17 protein-coding genes and 1 tRNA gene are annotated in these 17,687 nt (G+C 44.3%); 4 read left to right on the top strand and 14 right to left on the bottom strand.

Translation table 11 applies throughout. From position 1 onward, the window contains the following. The coding region (locus tag WS42_RS11920; protein ID WP_046451139.1) for an SDH family Clp fold serine proteinase at positions 1–807 on the top strand (807 nt) is incomplete at its 5' end. Positions 808–1,438: 631 nt separating this feature from the next. On the opposite strand, the gene hydG is transcribed toward WS42_RS11920, so the two are convergent. The 8 genes from hydG to sufB form a co-directional block, all read right to left on the bottom strand. Next, complete coding sequence (gene hydG, locus WS42_RS11910; protein ID WP_046402352.1) at positions 1,439–2,938, bottom strand: [FeFe] hydrogenase H-cluster radical SAM maturase HydG; 1,500 nt, start codon at positions 2,936–2,938, stop codon at positions 1,439–1,441. Positions 2,939–2,955: 17 nt separating this feature from the next. Beyond that, complete coding sequence (locus tag WS42_RS11905) at positions 2,956–4,746, bottom strand: DUF5723 family protein (RefSeq protein ID WP_046451138.1); 1,791 nt, start codon at positions 4,744–4,746, stop codon at positions 2,956–2,958. Between the two features lie 140 nt (positions 4,747–4,886). Further along, the gene (locus tag WS42_RS11900) at positions 4,887–5,201 is read right to left on the bottom strand and encodes an iron-sulfur cluster assembly protein (RefSeq protein WP_013613421.1); all 315 of its coding nucleotides are present in this window, start codon (positions 5,199–5,201) and stop codon (positions 4,887–4,889) included. 30 nt (positions 5,202–5,231) lie between these two features. Then, positions 5,232–5,663 carry a SufE family protein gene (locus WS42_RS11895; RefSeq protein WP_013613420.1) on the bottom strand — a complete coding sequence of 144 codons (432 nt, stop codon included), beginning with the start codon at positions 5,661–5,663 and terminating at the stop codon, positions 5,232–5,234. A gap of 41 nt (positions 5,664–5,704) precedes the next feature. After that, entirely contained in the window at positions 5,705–6,928 is a 1,224-nt protein-coding gene (locus WS42_RS11890) for an aminotransferase class V-fold PLP-dependent enzyme (protein ID WP_013613419.1), read from the bottom strand. A 6-nt stretch (positions 6,929–6,934) separates the two neighbouring features. Continuing rightward, the gene (gene sufD, locus WS42_RS11885) at positions 6,935–8,296 is read right to left on the bottom strand and encodes a Fe-S cluster assembly protein SufD (protein WP_022161244.1); all 1,362 of its coding nucleotides are present in this window, start codon (positions 8,294–8,296) and stop codon (positions 6,935–6,937) included. A 6-nt stretch (positions 8,297–8,302) separates the two neighbouring features. Further along, entirely contained in the window at positions 8,303–9,058 is a 756-nt protein-coding gene (gene sufC / locus WS42_RS11880) for a Fe-S cluster assembly ATPase SufC (protein ID WP_013613417.1), read from the bottom strand. Positions 9,059–9,165: 107 nt separating this feature from the next. After that, positions 9,166–10,599: a Fe-S cluster assembly protein SufB gene (gene sufB / locus WS42_RS11875; RefSeq protein WP_013613416.1), complete on the bottom strand. Its 1,434-nt coding sequence runs from the start codon at positions 10,597–10,599 to the stop codon at positions 9,166–9,168. A 309-nt stretch (positions 10,600–10,908) separates the two neighbouring features. Here sufB and thiL point away from each other — a divergent pair, with 309 nt between their 5' ends. Both thiL and WS42_RS11865 read left to right on the top strand, forming a co-directional pair. Beyond that, positions 10,909–11,988 carry a thiamine-phosphate kinase gene (gene thiL, locus WS42_RS11870; RefSeq protein ID WP_022161242.1) on the top strand — a complete coding sequence of 360 codons (1,080 nt, stop codon included), beginning with the start codon at positions 10,909–10,911 and terminating at the stop codon, positions 11,986–11,988. Next, entirely contained in the window at positions 11,985–12,593 is a 609-nt protein-coding gene (locus WS42_RS11865) for a hypothetical protein (RefSeq protein ID WP_046451137.1), read from the top strand. Before thiL ends, WS42_RS11865 begins: the two co-directional genes overlap by 4 nt. A 29-nt stretch (positions 12,594–12,622) precedes the next feature. Here WS42_RS11865 and rbp read toward each other — a convergent pair whose 3' ends face one another. Continuing rightward, entirely contained in the window at positions 12,623–12,937 is a 315-nt protein-coding gene (rbp, locus tag WS42_RS11860; protein WP_013613413.1) for an RNA-binding regulator, read from the bottom strand. A 236-nt stretch (positions 12,938–13,173) separates the two neighbouring features. Between rbp and WS42_RS11855 the strand changes: the two genes are divergently transcribed. Next, positions 13,174–13,246, top strand: a tRNA-Phe gene (locus tag WS42_RS11855). 150 nt (positions 13,247–13,396) lie between these two features. On the opposite strand, the gene WS42_RS11850 is transcribed toward WS42_RS11855, so the two are convergent. The 5 genes from WS42_RS11850 to WS42_RS11830 form a co-directional block, all read right to left on the bottom strand. Then, the gene (locus WS42_RS11850; RefSeq protein ID WP_046405526.1) at positions 13,397–14,053 is read right to left on the bottom strand and encodes an HAD family hydrolase; all 657 of its coding nucleotides are present in this window, start codon (positions 14,051–14,053) and stop codon (positions 13,397–13,399) included. A gap of 287 nt (positions 14,054–14,340) precedes the next feature. After that, entirely contained in the window at positions 14,341–15,504 is a 1,164-nt protein-coding gene (locus tag WS42_RS11845) for a TlpA disulfide reductase family protein (protein ID WP_022161239.1), read from the bottom strand. A gap of 15 nt (positions 15,505–15,519) precedes the next feature. Continuing rightward, positions 15,520–15,834: a hypothetical protein gene (locus WS42_RS11840; RefSeq protein WP_286728527.1), complete on the bottom strand. Its 315-nt coding sequence runs from the start codon at positions 15,832–15,834 to the stop codon at positions 15,520–15,522. Between the two features lie 35 nt (positions 15,835–15,869). Next, positions 15,870–16,400, bottom strand: a complete 531-nt coding sequence (locus WS42_RS11835; protein ID WP_195203374.1) for a hypothetical protein — start codon at positions 16,398–16,400, stop codon at positions 15,870–15,872. Between the two features lie 32 nt (positions 16,401–16,432). After that, a complete protein-coding gene (locus tag WS42_RS11830; RefSeq protein ID WP_195203375.1) occupies positions 16,433–17,575 on the bottom strand; it encodes a TlpA disulfide reductase family protein in 1,143 nt (380 codons plus the stop codon). Between the last annotated feature and the right edge of the window lie 112 nt (positions 17,576–17,687).

Genomic DNA, 17,687 nt, shown 5'->3' with positions numbered 1-17,687 from the left:
GAAACTTTGGAAAAATATCTTGATGCTGATGTCTTGGTATATTATGGTCCAATTGGTAATTTGAATGAAAATGTATTTTTGAAATTGGTGGAAGAGCTTGCTCAAAATGCCAACCGACATAAATCGCTCTATATATTACTAACTACAACTGGAGGTAGTGCCATAACTGTTGAACGTTATGTTAATATAATTAGACATCATTATTCAGAAGTAAATTTTATAATCCCTGATTATGCGTATAGTGCAGGTACTATTTTCTGCATGAGTGGAGATAATATTTACATGGATTATTTTTCTGTATTGGGTCCGATAGATCCACAAGTTCAAAATAAAGAAGGTAAATGGGTCGCAGCATTGGGATATTTGGATAAAATCAATGACTATATCGAAAAGGCTAGGCTTGGAACTCTTACAAATGTAGAATTTGCAATATTAAAAGATTTTGATTTGGCTGAACTTCGCAGCTTTGAGCAAGCGCGAGACTTGACCATTGACTTGTTAAAGAAATGGTTAGTTAAATACAAATTCAAAAATTGGACAAAACATAGTGATGGAACGGATGTAACAGATGAAGAAAAAAAGGAACGAGCTGCAAAGATTGCCGAGCATTTAAGTGATAATAATGATTGGAAGTCTCATGGCAGACCTATTAACATTGAAGCTCTTAAAGAATTGAAATTAAAAATAGAAGATTATAGTGATAATGTTGAGTTGCGAACAAAAATTCGCGATTATTATGAAACTATGTCAGACTATGTTCGACTTAAGGGTTTTCCTATCTTCATTCATGATAGAATTTTTTTGTAGTTCTTATGGATATAGAATTAGAGCATTTGATAAACGAACATTCCGAAATAGAAGATCAATTCATCATTGATGCCAAACTTCGGATTGATTCTTATGAAGAATCAATCCGAAAACTATACCAGAATGAGAACTCGCAGAAACGAATAACAGTGTATCCCGAAGATACACCATTATACAAAGTATCCGCGAATACTAAAAATTAATTCAACAGACGAGTGACAATGAAAGCAACTCACAGCAAAGCGCAGAAATAGATACGGTTGCCAAATCATTACCTCATTTATTGCTTTTATCTCCAAAGTCCTTTGTATAAGGCACTAAGAAAAGTCTTCCAGAATTACAGAAATAATCCGATTTGCCAAATTACACGAATGACATCCCAACAAAAATAAAAACTGGAAGACGGGGATAGCCTCTTCCAGCAAATAGTTTATTCAGGTCTGCAAATTTTCAGTAAGCAGATGACAATATCTCTTCCAATTGTTTTTCAGCAGCGGATCCGAAGGACGGTATCCATCCCCATCACCAATTTACCCCGGGGATAGAGTAACATATACCGGGGAATAGTCGGAATTTCATAAAGCGAAAACTATTCCTTTACCTAAAATATTAGAATGACTCTCCGCCCCGATCACATATACAAATCCCGTTCCCCGGAAGCAATTCGCTTATAATAATTCAGGAAAGTCGGCAATAATTTCTTATCTGTAAAGAAAGACATTCCCTCGATTTCCCGCAGCTCTTTTTCGATCAGTTGCTCGCCGATCCGACGGGTTTCTGCCGAAGCATAATCATTCAGGTATTCACGGAAAGTCAGTACGGCATTCAGCTTACAGAATTTACCTTCCACTCCTTTTTCCAGCAAGTTCATGATCTTATCCCCGGTACGTCCGCAACGGTAGCCGGCAGTACAGAAAGAAGTGATGTAACCGTCTCCGGCCAACTCGCGGATCACTTCGTCCAAACTGCGTTCGTCGCCTAGCATAAACTGAACCTTATCGGGATTTTCTTCCTGCACCTTTTTCTCGGAATAGGCTCCGATTCCGATTTTCGAAGAAGCATCCGTCTGTGTGCAACCATAATTGATAATTTCACGCCGTAATTCAGCACGCTCCCGGGCCGTGACAATCAAGCCTGTATAAGGCACGGCCAGACGCAACACCGTCACCAGCCGGCGGAAAGCATCGTCCCTGACCAGATAAGGCGAATTTTCGCTCACAAACGATCCCAAAGCAGGCTGCATACGCGGAAAGGAAATGGTGTGCGGCCCGATACCGAACTGTCTTTCCAAGTCGTGAGCATGATGAACCAACCCCATCACCTCAAAACGCCAGTCGTACAAACCGAACAGAGCCCCGATAGCCACATCGTCTATCCCTGCATCCATTGCACGATGCATTGCGTACAAACGCCAACGGAAATTTCCTTTAATCGTATTGGCCGGATGCAACTCGGCATAACGTCCCGGATGATAAGTTTCCTGGAACACCTGATAGGTCCCGATTCCGGCACGCCATAGTTTCCGCAGATTCTCTATACTCATCGGCGCCGCATTGATATTGATGCGACGGATATTATTAAAGCCACTCCCGGTAGGAGTCACCCGTTTGGTTGCATAAATCGTCGCCATACTATCGGCAATATAGTCGGCATCACTTTGGGGATGCTCACCATATACGGCAATCAAACGTTTATGTCCTTCGTCGATCACAGCCTCCGTCTCCCGTCTCACCTCTTCCATAGTCAATACATGCCGTTTTTCAGCACAGTTATCACTTCGGAACCCACAATAGACACAACTATTTACGCAGAGGTTGGAACAATATAACGGAGCGAAAAAGACGATCCGGTTGTCATATACTTTCTTTTTTACCTGCAATGCGGCTTCACGCATTTCTTCCAACAGTCCCGGATCTTCTACATTCAACAATACAGCTGTTTCTTCCGGAGATAATAACTTTATATCCAGAGATTTCTGTAAAATATCCCGCACTTGCTGTTTATCCGGCTGACGGTATTTTTCAAGATTGCCGAAAATCGATTTTTCATCGATAAAGTCTTTTCCGTTTACCAGATATTTTTCTATTTCAGCTGGTTTAATCACCTGCTGAACCCATTCTTTCACGTTCATATCGACTCATATTTCTATTATCTCACCGCCAATCCCCAGGCATCGGCAAATTGCGGATACTTCTTCCTGATCAGGAATACTTCATTCCAACAATCGGTGTGGGTATTGAAAGGGGCGGTAGTCACCCGGTACATGCCATTTTCGTTCCTCAGGATAGCACTTTCTTTAAATCCCATAAATACCAAGCGTTTTCTCAAATTTTCCGCTCTTTGTTTACTCTTGAAACTCCCGACAATCACATAATAAGCCCTGATTGAATCACTTTCGGTATCGACTACTTTCTCCTCTTTTATAGGAGCCACCGGATCGACCTCAGGAGCCACCTCTTTATAGACAGTGTCTTTTTTCACCGGAACAGGTGCAATCATCACTTCCAGCGGTTCTTCTTCGGCTGCTTTTTTCTTTTTCTTGTGGTCTTTATGTCCGAACAGTAAATTTATCCCGAAACGGGCATTAGCGGACTGTGTATTGGTATAATTGCAAGCCAATAAGTTGTCGGTTTCCAGATAAAGCTGGAACGGGCCGAGTTTTGCGGTCAGACCGGCACCGAGATTCACATAACTCCCCCGGGTAATGCTATATGAAACCGAAGCACTGACATTACGCATCAAGCGTCCGTTCACCGAAGCAGTCAGCGAAGGAATAAACATTTTATCAACTAATGAAGCCCGGAACAACCCTCCGACATAAAAGGTACGGTTCAACTGATAGGTAGCTCCTAAATACAATTTCGGGCTCACCATCGTAGTATAAGCTTTACCTCTGCTTCTCAGCTGCAAACTATCTTTCAATTGGTCTGTCAACTTCGTGAAAGCACTATCGATAGAAATATATCCCACATTGTCTTTATTCACACTATTGGAAATATCGGCCCCTTCCCAGGTAAACCGGGCATCCTGATAAAAATTATACCGAAAATCCTTATTTCCCCAATGAATAAAACCCAAATCCGTCAAACTGGCGAACAATTTAATTTTATCGTTGAATTGATATTCACCTCCCAAATCGATAGCAAAACCGGGATTTTTAGTATTCAGAAAATCCGCAACCCCGATGTCGTCGGTATTGAAGTCGAAATCGTCCCAATCGATCGGCTTGTTGGGTTCGAACGGCAAACCTGTCTGTTCGTTACGAATATTCACCGGAGCGGTGATCCTGATATTCTGCCGGGAATGTATTTTCATCGTTCCATCTTTCTCAGTCAACACATCCAATTCAGAATCCGTCATATGAGCATTCGCAATACCTGCAAGATATTTCAAACGTCCTCCGACGGTAAGCTTACTGTTCACCTGTTTCGACAAACCTAAAGCCACTTCGATATAGGAATTCAGATTGACCCCCAGCTTCCCGAAATCCATAGAGGGATGGTCCGTATTACCATATTTCAGGAAAGTGAACAAATCCTTGTTATAACGAAATAAGAAATCATTTTTCTGAGTGATATCCAAAGTCCCGTACCAACTTTTAGCTTTCACACCGATGGAAAGAATAGAATTTTCATTATTAAAAGCGATGTAATTCCGTTTATGCAATGATTTATAAAACTTATTCACATCCATATAAACCGAATCGTCCCGTTTGAACAACAGGTCCTCGACGGTAAACGAAGAGTTCAGATAATTCACGGAAACGCCACTGAGCCCCGGCAGACCGATAAAGACTTTATACTCCGGCTGATAAGCAGGATTTAACCGAAATTGCTGCGGAAGATTTGATAAGAAATAAGATGTATTGTTCCCATCCTGAGCTTTAACAACACTACCTAATGAAAGGATTGCCCACGCAATCAACAAAATACGCTTCATACACTTCTAATAATTTCAATCACCAATTAATCACAGATTTGACGATGTAAATGTATGTTAAATAAACAAGATATTCAATAAATCCTCCCAATTATATTTTATAAATTTTAATCTTCTTTTCCGCTCCTTCTTTTTCCGCTTCAAATATCGTATCCCAACTCCAGCTTAGCCACATCGCTCATCCGGTCGGGCGTCCATGCGGGCTCGAAAACCAGGTTTACGGTAGCACTTTCTATACCTTCGACTTCCATTACCACATCATGCACTTGCTGCACGATCTCATCGGCGATCGGGCATCCGGGAGCCGTGAGGGTCATGTGAATGATCACTTCGGAAGGCTTTGGAAATTCTATATCGTATATCAACCCCAATTCCCAGATATTCACCGGAATCTCCGGATCATAAACCGTGCTCAATTTCTCAATAATCAGATCCCTTGTTATACTGGCAGTCATATCCATCCGTCTTTAATCGTTTAAAATTTCTTACTTCGTATTTTGCGAAGCTGCCTCAGCAGCAATTGCATAGAATTTGATCTGTTTCACCATCGCAAGCAGACCATTGGAACGGGTAGGCGACAAATGCTGGGTCAATCCGATCTCATCGATAAAATGCAGGTCGGCTTTAGCGATATCCGCCGGCTTCTGTCCGGAAAAGACCCGGATCAACAATCCGGCGATGCCTTTGGTGATAATTGCATCGCTGTCAGCTGTAAAATACAAAAGGCCATCCTGCATATCGGCATGAAACCACACCCTCGACTGACATCCCTTAATCAGATTTTCTTCGGTCTTATGTGCTTCATCCATCCCTTCCAGACCCGATCCCAACTCGATCAGATAAGCATATTTATCCATCCAATCATCATATATAGAAAATTCATCTATAATTTCCTGTTCTTTTTCCTCGATTGTCATTTTTATCAATTTTTATCCTATCCTTTACAAAAATATAAATATCAGGCCAACTTAAACATTTTAGCCACCCGGTGTAATCCTTCGCAAAACAGATCGATTTCTTCAGAGGTATTGTACATACCGATCGAAGCCCTTACCATACCCGTTACCCCATAATGTTGCATGACCGGTTCGGCACAGAGCTGTCCCGTACGAACAGCGATCCCCATTTTATCTAACAATATGCCTGTATCGGAATGATGTATTTCTCCCAATGCAAAAGACAGGACGGAAGATTTCCGTATAGCTTCGCCAAAAATCCGCATAGCAGGAACCTGCCGCATCCGCTCCATCGCATAGTCCAACAACTGCTGTTCGTAAACAGCGATCTCTGGCAAACCGAGGGATTCTACATAACGAATGGCTTCTCCCAAGCCGATCACCCCGATAAAATCGGGAGTTCCCGCTTCGAATTTAAAAGGAAGCTCGTTATAAGTCGTCTTTTCGAAATGTACTTCTTTGATCATCTCTCCCCCACCTTGCCAGGGAGGCATCCGATTCAGCAAATCCTCCTTACCGTACAACACTCCGACTCCTGTAGGACCATATAACTTATGTCCTGAAAATACAAAAAAATCACAGTCGAGCGCCTGCACATCTATCGGTATATGCTGGACAGCTTGTGCACCGTCGACCAACACTTTTGCACCGATCCGATGGGCCCGGCCGATCAGCTCTTTTACCGGATTTACCGTCCCCAACACATTCGAAACGTAAGCGACTCCAACCAATTTCACCCGTGGAGTCAATAAAGTATCCAGTTGTGACAGATCGAGTTCCCCTTTATCGTTAAACGGAAGTACTTTCAATACCGCTCCTTTCCGTTCACAGAGCATCTGCCAGGGAACAATATTGGCATGATGCTCCATTTCAGTGACCAGGATCTCATCACCTTCCCGGATAAAAGCTTCTCCGAAAGAAAAAGCTACCAGGTTGATGCTTTCCGTGGTACCCCGGGTAAAAATAATTTCTTTATCCGAACCGGCATGAATGAATTTCCGGACAATTTCGCGGGCTTCCTCATTGGCATCGGTACATTTATTACTCAAAAAATGGACCCCCCGGTGTACATTCGAGTTATACTTCAGGTAATATTCGTTCATTTTTTCAATGACTTGCAACGGCCGCTGAGTCGTCGCCCCATTATCCAGGTATACCAAGCGTTTTCCGTATACCTGTTCTTCCAATATCGGGAAATCTTTCCGGACTTTTGCAACGTCGAACATATCCGATTATTTTTTACATTGCATAATGCAATTATAACATTTCGATAATTCACCCCTCAGCCGCTTATCGATCAAATCATCGATTTTCACCCGCAGGGGTTCGAGTTTTACCCGCCGGATAATGTCGTGAGCAAACCCGAACATCATCATCATCCGGGCTTCTTCCGGACTGATTCCCCGTGAACGCAGATAGAACATAGCTTCTTCATCGATCTGTCCGACCGTCGCTCCATGGCTACATTTCACATCATCGGCATCGATGATCAGCTGGGGTTTGGCATTTATCCGGGCGGTATCTGTCAGCAATAAGTTGTTATTGGCCTGATAAGCTTCGGTCTTCTGTGCATCCGGCCGCACACGGATACATCCGCTGAAATTTGCCAGTGCAGCATCATCCAGAACACCCTTGAAATGTTCGTTACTCGTACAATGCGGAGCAATATGATCGATGTAAGAAAAGTTGTCGACAATCTGTTTTTTATCCTGGATATACATCCCGTACAAATGACATTCTCCCCCTTCTTCATTCAAAGCGACATACATATTGTTCCGGATAGTACCCCCGTACAAGGTCACCAGATTACTTTCAAAAGTGGAATTACGGTGTTCTGAGACAAATAAAGAATTGATCTGGGAAGCCCTGAGATGTTGATTCTGTACCTGATAATATTCCATATGGGCATTGGGGCCCAAATATACTTCGGTCGTATTGTTGATTAAAAAATCATGCTCTGAAAGCGTGTGATCGCAAACCAGTACAGTCGCTCTGGCATTTTTCCCCAGTACGATCAGGTTACGTTGGAATCCCATCAGATCGGCCTTCGCCCTTAAGAGATTGATAATCTGCAAAGGGCGTTCTAAAACGACATCGTCAGGGACATAAACAAATACACCGTCCTGTGCAAATGCCGTATTCAGCGCCACTAAGCCATCCCGGTGAGCGACAGGCGCATAGTGGTTATAATGTTTAGCAAACAGATCAGGGTATTTCACACTCGCTTCCTGCAAACCACAGATAACCACTTCCTCCGGTATTTCGGCTGCCGGATTCCCATCGAACCACCAACCGTTCACGGTCAATACGGGAGTGGTAACCAAATCCGTAACAGCACAGCGGAAAGTTTCGTTCATATCCACCTCCTGCCGGATATATTTCAACACGACGTTATAATCTTTGCCGAATAAGGGCAGCAGATTCAGATAAATATAATCTTCCTGTTTATTCGGGATTCCTCCCAAATCGACAAATTTACGGAATGCTTCCTCCCGGCAACCGTTCATTACCGCGCTGTTTCCTGCATCGAGCAAGGCCCGGCCTTCTCTGAACAAAGTTGCCAAATCGGTATTTATTTTTTCAAAATCGTTCATATCCGACTACTTACCTTTTACTTCTTCCTTGATCCAATCATATCCCTTCTCTTCCAGTTCGGCTACCAGCTCTTTGCCGGCGGTTTTCACAATACGGCCGTCATACAATACATGTACCACATCGGGTACGATATAGTCCAGCAAACGCTGGTAGTGGGTAATGACAATCGTAGCATTCTCCGGCTTTTTCAGTTTGTTCACGCCATTGGCCACCGTTCGTAACGCATCGATATCCAAACCGGAATCCGTTTCATCCAGAATAGCTAATTTCGGTTCGAGAACCGCCATCTGAAAGATTTCGTTCTTCTTCTTTTCTCCCCCGGAGAAACCTTCATTCAGGGAACGGTTCAGCAACTTATTATCAATCCCGACCAATTCCATTTTCTGGCGGATCATCTTTAAGAAATCCCCGGCCGGATAAGGAGGCTGCCCATGGTATTTACGAATCTCATTTACTGCCGTCTTCAAAAAATTCACCGTACTCACTCCCGGAATTTCTACCGGATACTGAAAACTAAGGAAAATTCCTTCCCGGGCCCGGTCTTCTGCCGGCATCTCCAGCAGATTTTTACCATTGAATTCCACTTCCCCCTGGGTAACCTCAAAACGTTCACGACCGGTAAGCACAGCAGAAAGCGTACTCTTTCCGGCACCGTTCGGTCCCATGATTGCATGAACTTCTCCGGCTTTGATTTCCAAATCAATGCCTTTCAATATTTCTTTGCCATCTACCGAGGCATGTAAGTTTTTTATCTTTAACATAATTTCGCTTCTTTCAGAATGAATTTACTTTTTTTATTCTTCTCCCTTTTACTTGTTACCTTCTCCTTTTTAGGCTCCAGCCTTTAGCTTTTTGCTTTTTAGCTTTTTTACCCCACACTTCCCTCCAAACTGATCTGCAACAGCTTTTGTGCTTCCACCGCAAACTCCATCGGCATTTTATTGAGGACATCACCGGCATAACCTTTGATAATCAAGCCCACAGCATCCTCGGTCGAAATTCCCCGCTGGTTGCAATAAAAAATCTGGTCTTCGCCGATTTTAGAGGTTGTCGCCTCATGTTCTACCTGAGCCGTCGAATTCTCGATTTCCAGGTAAGGGAACGTATGTGCCCCACATTTGTCCCCCAGCAATAAAGAATCGCACTGAGAATAATTACGGGCATTTTGGCAGCTCTTCACCACTTTTACTTTTCCCCGGTAAGAGTTACTGCTGAACCCGGCGGAGATACCTTTAGAAACGATCCGGCTACGGGTATTGTTACCGATATGAATCATCTTTGTACCGGTATCCGCCTGCTGATAATTATTGGTAACCGCTACAGAATAAAACTCACTTACCGAGCCATCTCCTTTTAAAATAGTGCTGGGATATTTCCAGGTAATAGCCGAACCGGTCTCTACCTGAGCCCAGATCAAACGGGCATTTTCGCCCCGGCAGATTCCTCTTTTAGTAACGAAATTATAAATTCCGCCTTTTCCATCCTTATCCCCGGGATACCAATTCTGTACCGTACTGTATTTCACTTCTGCATTTTTCTCGACGACGATTTCCACAATCGCTGCATGCAACTGATTTTCATCGCGTTGAGGAGCGGTACAACCTTCCAGATAACTCACATAAGCCTCATCTTCAGCAACAATCAGTGTACGTTCGAACTGTCCTGTATTCCGGGCATTGATCCGGAAATAAGTAGACAATTCCATCGGACAACGTACCCCTTTAGGAATATAGACAAACGAACCATCGCTGAATACGGCCGAATTCAAAGCAGCAAAATAATTATCATGATAAGGCACGACAGTCCCTAAATATTTCCGTACTAAATCGGGATGATTTTTTACCGCTTCTGAAAAAGAACAGAAGATCACTCCGCGTTCAGCCAGCGTATCTTTAAAGGTAGTCTTTACAGAAACACTGTCCATCACAGCATCGACCGCCACTCCGGACAAGGCCATTTGTTCGCTCAAAGGAATCCCCAGCTTATCGAAAGTAGCCTTCAATTCCGGATCGACCTCTTCCCAACTCTTCGTCTCCTTCTGTTTCGGAGCTGCATAATATACGATATCCTGATAATTGATCTCAGGAATATCCAGTTGAGCCCAACGGGGCATCTTCATCGTCAACCAATGCCGGTAAGCTTTCAACCGAAATTCCAGCATCCAATCCGGTTCCTCCTTCTTGGCGGATATGATCCGGATCACCTCTTCGTTCAAACCTTTACCTATCGTATCGGTTTCGACATTCGTCACAAACCCATACTTATATTCACTTCCGGTAACTTCTTCTATAATATTGTCCATAAAACCTATTGAAACTTGAAAATTGCAACCTGAACCTAAATTCAAAGCCAATCTTACGATTATAATCACAAAAGTAAGAAATTTATTTAACACACATCCAGAGTCAAAGAACCAAAAGTTAAAAAAGTCTGTCCGACCGTAGAATAAAATCCGGAGGATGGTTGATCTGTCTGTTAATTTACACTATTTTTGCAGAAGATAAGCTGTACCTCGGCATAACTTTCAAGCAAGCTTGAAGATTCTGCTCCCGGTTTGCATTATCTTTGCCCGTATAAACAGATCATCAACAAACATACGTTCAATTTTACCATGTCCAATTATACAGAACTTTCTACATTAGGAGAATTTGGTTTGATCGACCACCTGACAAAAACGATTCGATTACAGAATCCCTCTACCCTGAAAGGGATTGGAGACGACGCAGCCGTCCTGGATTATGGCAATAAAAAAATCCTCGTCAGTACAGACATGCTGATCCAAGGTATTCATTTCGATCTGACTTATACCCCCCTTAAACATTTGGGATATAAATCGGTATCCGTCAATGCCAGCGATATCTATGCGATGAACGGCATTCCGAAACAGATCACGCTCTCCCTCGCTGTCTCGAACCATTTTTCTGTCGAAGGGCTGGAAGAGTTTTATGCCGGCCTATATCTGGCCTGTGAAAAGTACGGGATCGACCTGGTCGGAGGCGATACGACTTCTTCTAAAACCGGCATGTGCATCAGCATCACGGTATTGGGAGAAGCCGATGAACAGGATATCGTCTATCGGAATACAGCCAAAGAGAATCAACTGATCTGCGTCAGCGGAGACCTGGGAGCAGCCTATATGGGATTACAATTGCTGGAAAGAGAAAAATTAGTTTTTCAGGGAGACGAAAATGCCCAACCCGATTTCGCCGGTTATGAATATATCCTGGAACGCCAACTGAAACCGGAAGCCCGTAAAGATATCGTTCAACAGTTTAAAGAAAAAAATATCCTTCCGACGGCCATGATCGATATCTCGGATGGGCTGGCTTCGGAAATCATGCACATTTGCAAGGATTCCGGGATCGGTTGTAACATTTATGAAGAAAAAATACCGATCGATTACCAAACGTTCAAAATGGCGGAAGAGCTCAATATGAATGCTACGGTATGCGCCTTATCCGGAGGAGAAGACTATGAACTCTTGTTCACCGCTCCTTTAGAGCATTACGACCTGCTGACCGCTATGCCGGGAATCAGCGTGATCGGCCATACCTGCAAAGCCTCTGAAGGATGTTATATGACTACCCGCGACGGGAATACTTTCGAATTAAAAGCCCAGGGATGGCAGAATTTTTCTTCAACAACGGCTGCCGGGGAAAGTGAAAATAAAAAAGCAAAGGAGGACAGATGAGCAGAGATTTAGAAGATGTTTTACGGGAAATCGGGGAACTGAGTAATATACATGCAGACCGTAAAAAACTGCGGGCCAACTTGCGGGAGATCAGAGACCACCGTCTGGCTTATTACAATCAAAGCAACGAAAAGGAGTTGCAGGCCGAATTTTCAGATGCCCTGTTTAAAATTCTTTTACTGGAATTAGATGAAGAAGAAGAAGAAAGCATCGAGATAGCAGAACTGGCTTATCTGGGCTTGGGGCATATTTTCAGACGACCGGAATTACCGACCCCCGAGCTTTATAAACGCAGGTTATTGCTTTTGCATTATTTCTGTGATTATTTTACCGATTCCATCATCGAAGTATTTCTCTCCAAATATCGGGAGGACAACATATTACAGGCGAGAAGTCTGGCTATCGAATGTCTGGAGAAGATGCAGTTGTCGGATATGTTTTATCTGGAAGAAAATGCAACCGATTTTATCGACGGAGATGAACAACTATCGGACGCTTGCAACGGTATCGAAACAGATCCGCGTTTATCTGAGGAGGAAAAAGCCAATGCAGCCTTACTACACAAGGTTTTATACGCTTACCTGAAAGTCAAATACAAAAACTGAGAGCTTTGAGCTCTCAGTACCCTTCTCAATTAATGATTCGGATTAAATCTCCTTTCGCCACCCCGGGGAGAAAATGAACGATGACCTCTGTTTTCACCTTCTTCTCTCGGACGAGCTTTTTTCACTACTATCTTTCTTCCTTGAAATTCCGACTCGTTAAGAGCATTAATAGCATTCATTCCTTCGGTTTCATCCTCCATTTCAACGAAACCAAAACACTTTGAATTGCCGGTTTCCTTGTCCATAATTACTTTTGCTGAAGAAACAGTACCGAATTCTCCAAAGAGAGTTGCGAGATCGTCACCTGTTGTGGCGGAACTCATTTTTGCTACAAAAATATTCACAATAAAAAATATTAAAAAAATGATTAAACATATAGAAGGGTACGTAGAGCTATATTTTTAGTTACAAAAACACAAAACTAAGATTCTTCTATCGACACAAATATAAAGTAAATTATTAATACTCAGAAAAAAAATCTCCCGATAATTTACAACAATAAAAATATTTTCATTTTTTCTTTGCATTTTATTTGCACATTCCAACAAAAGCTCTACCTTTGCACACGCAATGAAACGCTGGTGGCATAGCTCAGTCGGTAGAGCAAAGGACTGAAAATCCTTGTGTCCCTGGTTCGATTCCAGGTGCTACCACTTCCCGATAAGCAGTTACATAAGTAGCTGCTTATTTTTATATTCCCCCCGTTCATGGAGCAATCGAAATCCGATAGTCAAGCATAACCGGATTACTATCGCTTGTAATACCAACCGATAGAGACCACAGCCGACACGATGCACACTCATTTACGGTAAAAGTAAGTTCTGTAGCTCCCCGATCGAATCTACCACATAATCCGCCCCAGCAGTTTCCAGTTCTTCCCGGGAGCCATATCCATATACACACCCAACCGAACTCACTCCCGCATGCTTCGCCCCGAGTATGTCGAATTTACGGTCACCGACCATAATTACTTCGGAAAGAGATACAACCTCATTAGTCTTCAGTACATAATTGATCACCTCTTCTTTAGTCGAGCGTACTCCGTCCAAAGTAGCCCCTCCGACAAAGGAAAAATAAGCGGCAAGCTGAAAATGATCCAATATTTTCCGGGCGAATACTTCCGGCTTAGAAGTAGCCACCATCATGGTCTTTCCCGCCTGACACAAACGATCCAACAACTCAGGAATCCCCGGATATACCTCGTTTTCAAGCCAGCCCACAGTCGCAAAACGTTCTCTATACTTCAAGATCGCTTCTTGCGCCTGAGCTTCGGATAAACGATAGAATTCCTGAAATGAATCCAACAAAGGCGGTCCGATAAAAGGACACAACTCCTGTAAATCCTTCACCTCAATCCCCAAATGCCGTAAAGCATACTGCACACAGGTGGTAATTCCTATCATCGGATCGGTCAGCGTCCCATCTAAATCCCATAAAATATATTTACAATTTTTTTCCATTATTCCTCTTTTAAATTCGAAAGTTTACCTGCCTCAACGTTACTTCGTTCCTGATCAGTGCCACCTTTCAGATTTCTGATTAGCGAACCTTCAGTTCTGATGGGGGGAATTTTATCCGGAACATAGTTCCGCCGATCAAGGTAATGCTAATCCGAATCCGATGGATAATACCATAATTCAGCTTTTTCTACAAAGATAATCTTAAAATAGCAAATGACAAGTCCGGCAGACTTTCAGCGATCGAAAATCTACCGGACTACAATCCTCCCCTCCAGCCTGTCAATTGATCACAAACGCTCTTCCAGCCATTCTACCAACTGATGTTTATCTTTTGCCTGTCCGATGATCTTTCCGTCAGGCCCGATCAAAATCAAAGTAGGCAAATAAGGTGCGGCATACATCGTGATCACCCTGGCCGGTTTGTATGGCTCAGGGAATTCATCGATTACCTGTTTCCATGGCAATTGATCCTGTTCCAAGGCTTTCAGCCAGTCCTCCCTGCGGCTGTCGTTGGTCACTCCCAGAATCTCGAACCCTTTATCCTTAAAGCGGGCATAAATCTTTTTCATTTCGGGGAACGAAGCCCGGCAAGGGCGACACCACGAAGCCCAAAAATCCAGCAACACGTATTTACCCCGCAAATCCGACAAAGCCAGCCGGCTTCCGTCCGGCGTCTCCAGCGAAAAATCGGGAGCCGGTTGCCCCGGCCGTACCCGCTCGCGGATAGCAATCTCCTCACGCACCTCTGCCGCCATAGGACTATTCTGCACTTTAGGATCCAAAACGGAAAATACTTCCTTCAACTCTTCCAACGTCATATCGTTCCACATCATCCGCAGATTCAAAACGGACGACTCCACCGTGCGGTTTTCCCGTATAAGCTCCAACTGCCGTTGGCGTACAGCTTCGGAAAAGCGTTCGGACAAAGGCTCCGTTTCGTCCTGCAATTTATAATAGGCTTCGGTATCCGTATTCCTCAATCCGGCCATTTTCTGTTGTGCCTCGGCATATTCCTTGTGCTCCGGGGCTTTTAACATCTGCCCGTATACTCCGGCGATCTTCTCATACACTTCCTGGTTCAAACTCCCTTCCACCGTTTGTCCGCCGATCGAACGGTAGCCATACCGTTCGATCACATCTTTCCAGGCAGCCATCACCCGGATCGGGGAATTTTCTGCAATAAATCCCAGACTTGCCGGCTGATCGCTATCAGGACACACCTTTACAGTGACGGAAACCGGGGATTCCAAACGCCCTTCGAACACGAATTTTCCATTCCGCATATTCACCGTATCTCCCATCGTCGGTTCCTCGAAACCTGCCGACTGTAACAATATGGCTTTTCCGTCACCAGCCCCTTCAATGTTGCCGGTAATCCGGTAACCGTCTGCCGGGGCTGTGCAAGCAGCCACCCCAAAAAGGATACCCCCTATTATCATTTGTGTTTTCATACCATAATTTTTTATTTATTTCAATACATTTTTTTTCTCTGTCGGAGTCATGCAAATCATATGTTTCAAATCTTCTATCCTAGCCGCATGATTTTTCATCGTTTCCACGTTCAGGGCATAAGCCCGGCGGGTAGCCGAAAAAGCACGAAGCGTAATATCATGCCGGGTGATAATGCGAGCGTTATATTTGCGGGCGACCGGCGTTTGGCCGGCAAAACCGGCAATATACACCACAGCATTGGCAAACACATCCCGGGCCTCATCCGTCATATCGTCGGACGAAGCAGCAAATCCCCAGTGGAGAAAGTTACCATGTCTTCCGATCGCCACAGCATCCCATGTCTTAGCCGAAACGCCACCGGAAATTATCTCAGCTTCAGGCGAATCCTCGAAACCACCGGGCCGCGATACCATGCCGACACGGAGCTCCGCTTCGACATATACCCTTCTTTCTGCACCCGCCACATCGGTAAAGAATCGGGAGCTATGGTATCGTCGATATAAGGCAGCGTCCGCATCGGTTTCTTCACCATCGGACGGTCGAAGTCGGGAGGCAAATAACCGGGTTTTTCATACCGGGTCAGGCGGCCTGAACTATCCCTTTCCATAATGCCCGGCAGGATAGGAGCCGGCCGACCGTCCATCACCGTTACATCATAATTGTCCGACAATTCCGGCCGGTAGGCTTGGGCCGGGATCACCGTCACCTGCCGGAAATAGCGTTTCAACATCTTGTCAAAGGAAGCCATACGTTTCGCACTGCTTTGTGCCAACACCGCCGAATCGGGACGGTTACCGACATAATCGACATCCGGCGAACCGCCGACATACAACACTTTCAGGTTACTTTTACGGATCCCGGTCTGTAAACCTCCGGACAGGCACAAACAAAGCACTATACCAATGATTGTTTTTATTTTCTTTGTATTTAATTCCCGAATACTTCCTTCAATTTTTCATCCATTTTTTCGTGAGATTCTCCACCTCCCCCATAACGTCCGACAATGATACCCTCGCGGTCGATCAGAATTTTTGTCGGCAAGGAATGAATACCATACTTTTCACTGATATCCTGCGAACGGTCGAACTCGTTACCCACCTGTTTCAATCCGCGCAATACATGCCGGAACATGCCAATATCGTCTTTTTCTACAGCTGCCCGCCATTTTTCTTCGTTCGAATCGTCGTCGGACACACACACCACTTCCAGGCCCTGATCTTTATACTTTCTATACAATTCTTTCAAATGGGGATTACTTTTCCGACAGGGAACACACCAACTGGCCCAGAAATCGATAATGACATATTTCCCTTTCAGGTCGTTCAGATCGAACATTTCACCATGGATATCGGCTTTGGCAAACCTGGCGGCCGGACTGCCCGGCGATCCCATCCGCAGCTTCCGGATTTCGGCCCGGATTTCCGCAGCCAACCGGCTCTTTTTCACCCGTTCGCCCAACCGATCGTATGCAGCCTGTGCCTCTTCATAACTCATCGAGCTGGTCTTATACCTCAGTATCTGAGCCGTAACGTATGAATCGGGATGAGTAGCCATAAACTCCTCGTCGATTTTACCCATCCGTTCATGATAAGGCTCCCAGCCATCACGCATCTCCGCTGCTTTTTCATGATCTTTCTCGGCATAATATGCCTGGATCAACGGCTGCAACTCTTTCATTATGGGTTCTTTCTGCTGCTCCAGCTCCTTCGCCTCCTTATCGGTCGCCGAGCCTTCCAACATATAATTTTTCAGATCACCCTTCACCAAAGCGATCTTCATGGCGCCAGGTTCGATCCAAAAGTTTGTCACATTCGGGTCATCCATACCCATCCGCCCTCCTCCCAAGCAAAGAGAAGCTGTCGTCGGCTCCGTTATCCCTCCCCGGAAACTGAATTTTCCCTCTTTCACCGCCACAGAATCTTTGCTCCAAACTCCCAGACTATCCGTATAATACAAATACAATAGCTCATTATCTGCTCCCTGAATTTTCCCATCGAGCACAAAGCCGCGGTAAGGTTCGCTACAGGCAGATAAAGCGACAGCCAAAATTGTCCAAAAAATATTTTTCATACTATCCATCTATTAATTGCGTTTCATTTACTCATGTACTGATATACCGGGAGGATTATTCTGCTCCCGATATATCGATACCTCAATTCTTACTATACCCCGGATTCTGGTC

This window comes from Odoribacter sp. N54.MGS-14 (assembly GCF_000980295.1).
Classification (GTDB): Bacteria; Bacteroidota; Bacteroidia; order Bacteroidales; family Marinifilaceae; genus Odoribacter; species Odoribacter splanchnicus.
This window is presented reverse-complemented; position numbering and strand designations above follow the sequence as displayed.

What these genes read in the sequence shown, in the direction of transcription:
- hydG (WP_046402352.1), bottom strand. Translation starts at nt 2,938, where the DNA reads ATGAACGTGAAAGAATGGGTTCAGCAGGTGATTAAACCAGCTGAAATA.
- WS42_RS11905 (WP_046451138.1), bottom strand. Translation starts at nt 4,746, where the DNA reads ATGAAGCGTATTTTGTTGATTGCGTGGGCAATCCTTTCATTAGGTAGT.
- WS42_RS11900 (WP_013613421.1), bottom strand. Translation starts at nt 5,201, where the DNA reads ATGACTGCCAGTATAACAAGGGATCTGATTATTGAGAAATTGAGCACG.
- WS42_RS11895 (WP_013613420.1), bottom strand. Translation starts at nt 5,663, where the DNA reads ATGACAATCGAGGAAAAAGAACAGGAAATTATAGATGAATTTTCTATA.
- WS42_RS11890 (WP_013613419.1), bottom strand. Translation starts at nt 6,928, where the DNA reads ATGTTCGACGTTGCAAAAGTCCGGAAAGATTTCCCGATATTGGAAGAA.
- sufD (WP_022161244.1), bottom strand. Translation starts at nt 8,296, where the DNA reads ATGAACGATTTTGAAAAAATAAATACCGATTTGGCAACTTTGTTCAGA.
- sufC (WP_013613417.1), bottom strand. Translation starts at nt 9,058, where the DNA reads ATGTTAAAGATAAAAAACTTACATGCCTCGGTAGATGGCAAAGAAATA.
- sufB (WP_013613416.1), bottom strand. Translation starts at nt 10,599, where the DNA reads ATGGACAATATTATAGAAGAAGTTACCGGAAGTGAATATAAGTATGGG.
- thiL (WP_022161242.1), top strand. Translation starts at nt 10,909, where the DNA reads ATGTCCAATTATACAGAACTTTCTACATTAGGAGAATTTGGTTTGATC.
- WS42_RS11865 (WP_046451137.1), top strand. Translation starts at nt 11,985, where the DNA reads ATGAGCAGAGATTTAGAAGATGTTTTACGGGAAATCGGGGAACTGAGT.
- WS42_RS11850 (WP_046405526.1), bottom strand. Translation starts at nt 14,053, where the DNA reads ATGGAAAAAAATTGTAAATATATTTTATGGGATTTAGATGGGACGCTG.
- WS42_RS11845 (WP_022161239.1), bottom strand. Translation starts at nt 15,504, where the DNA reads ATGAAAACACAAATGATAATAGGGGGTATCCTTTTTGGGGTGGCTGCT.
- WS42_RS11830 (WP_195203375.1), bottom strand. Translation starts at nt 17,575, where the DNA reads ATGAAAAATATTTTTTGGACAATTTTGGCTGTCGCTTTATCTGCCTGT.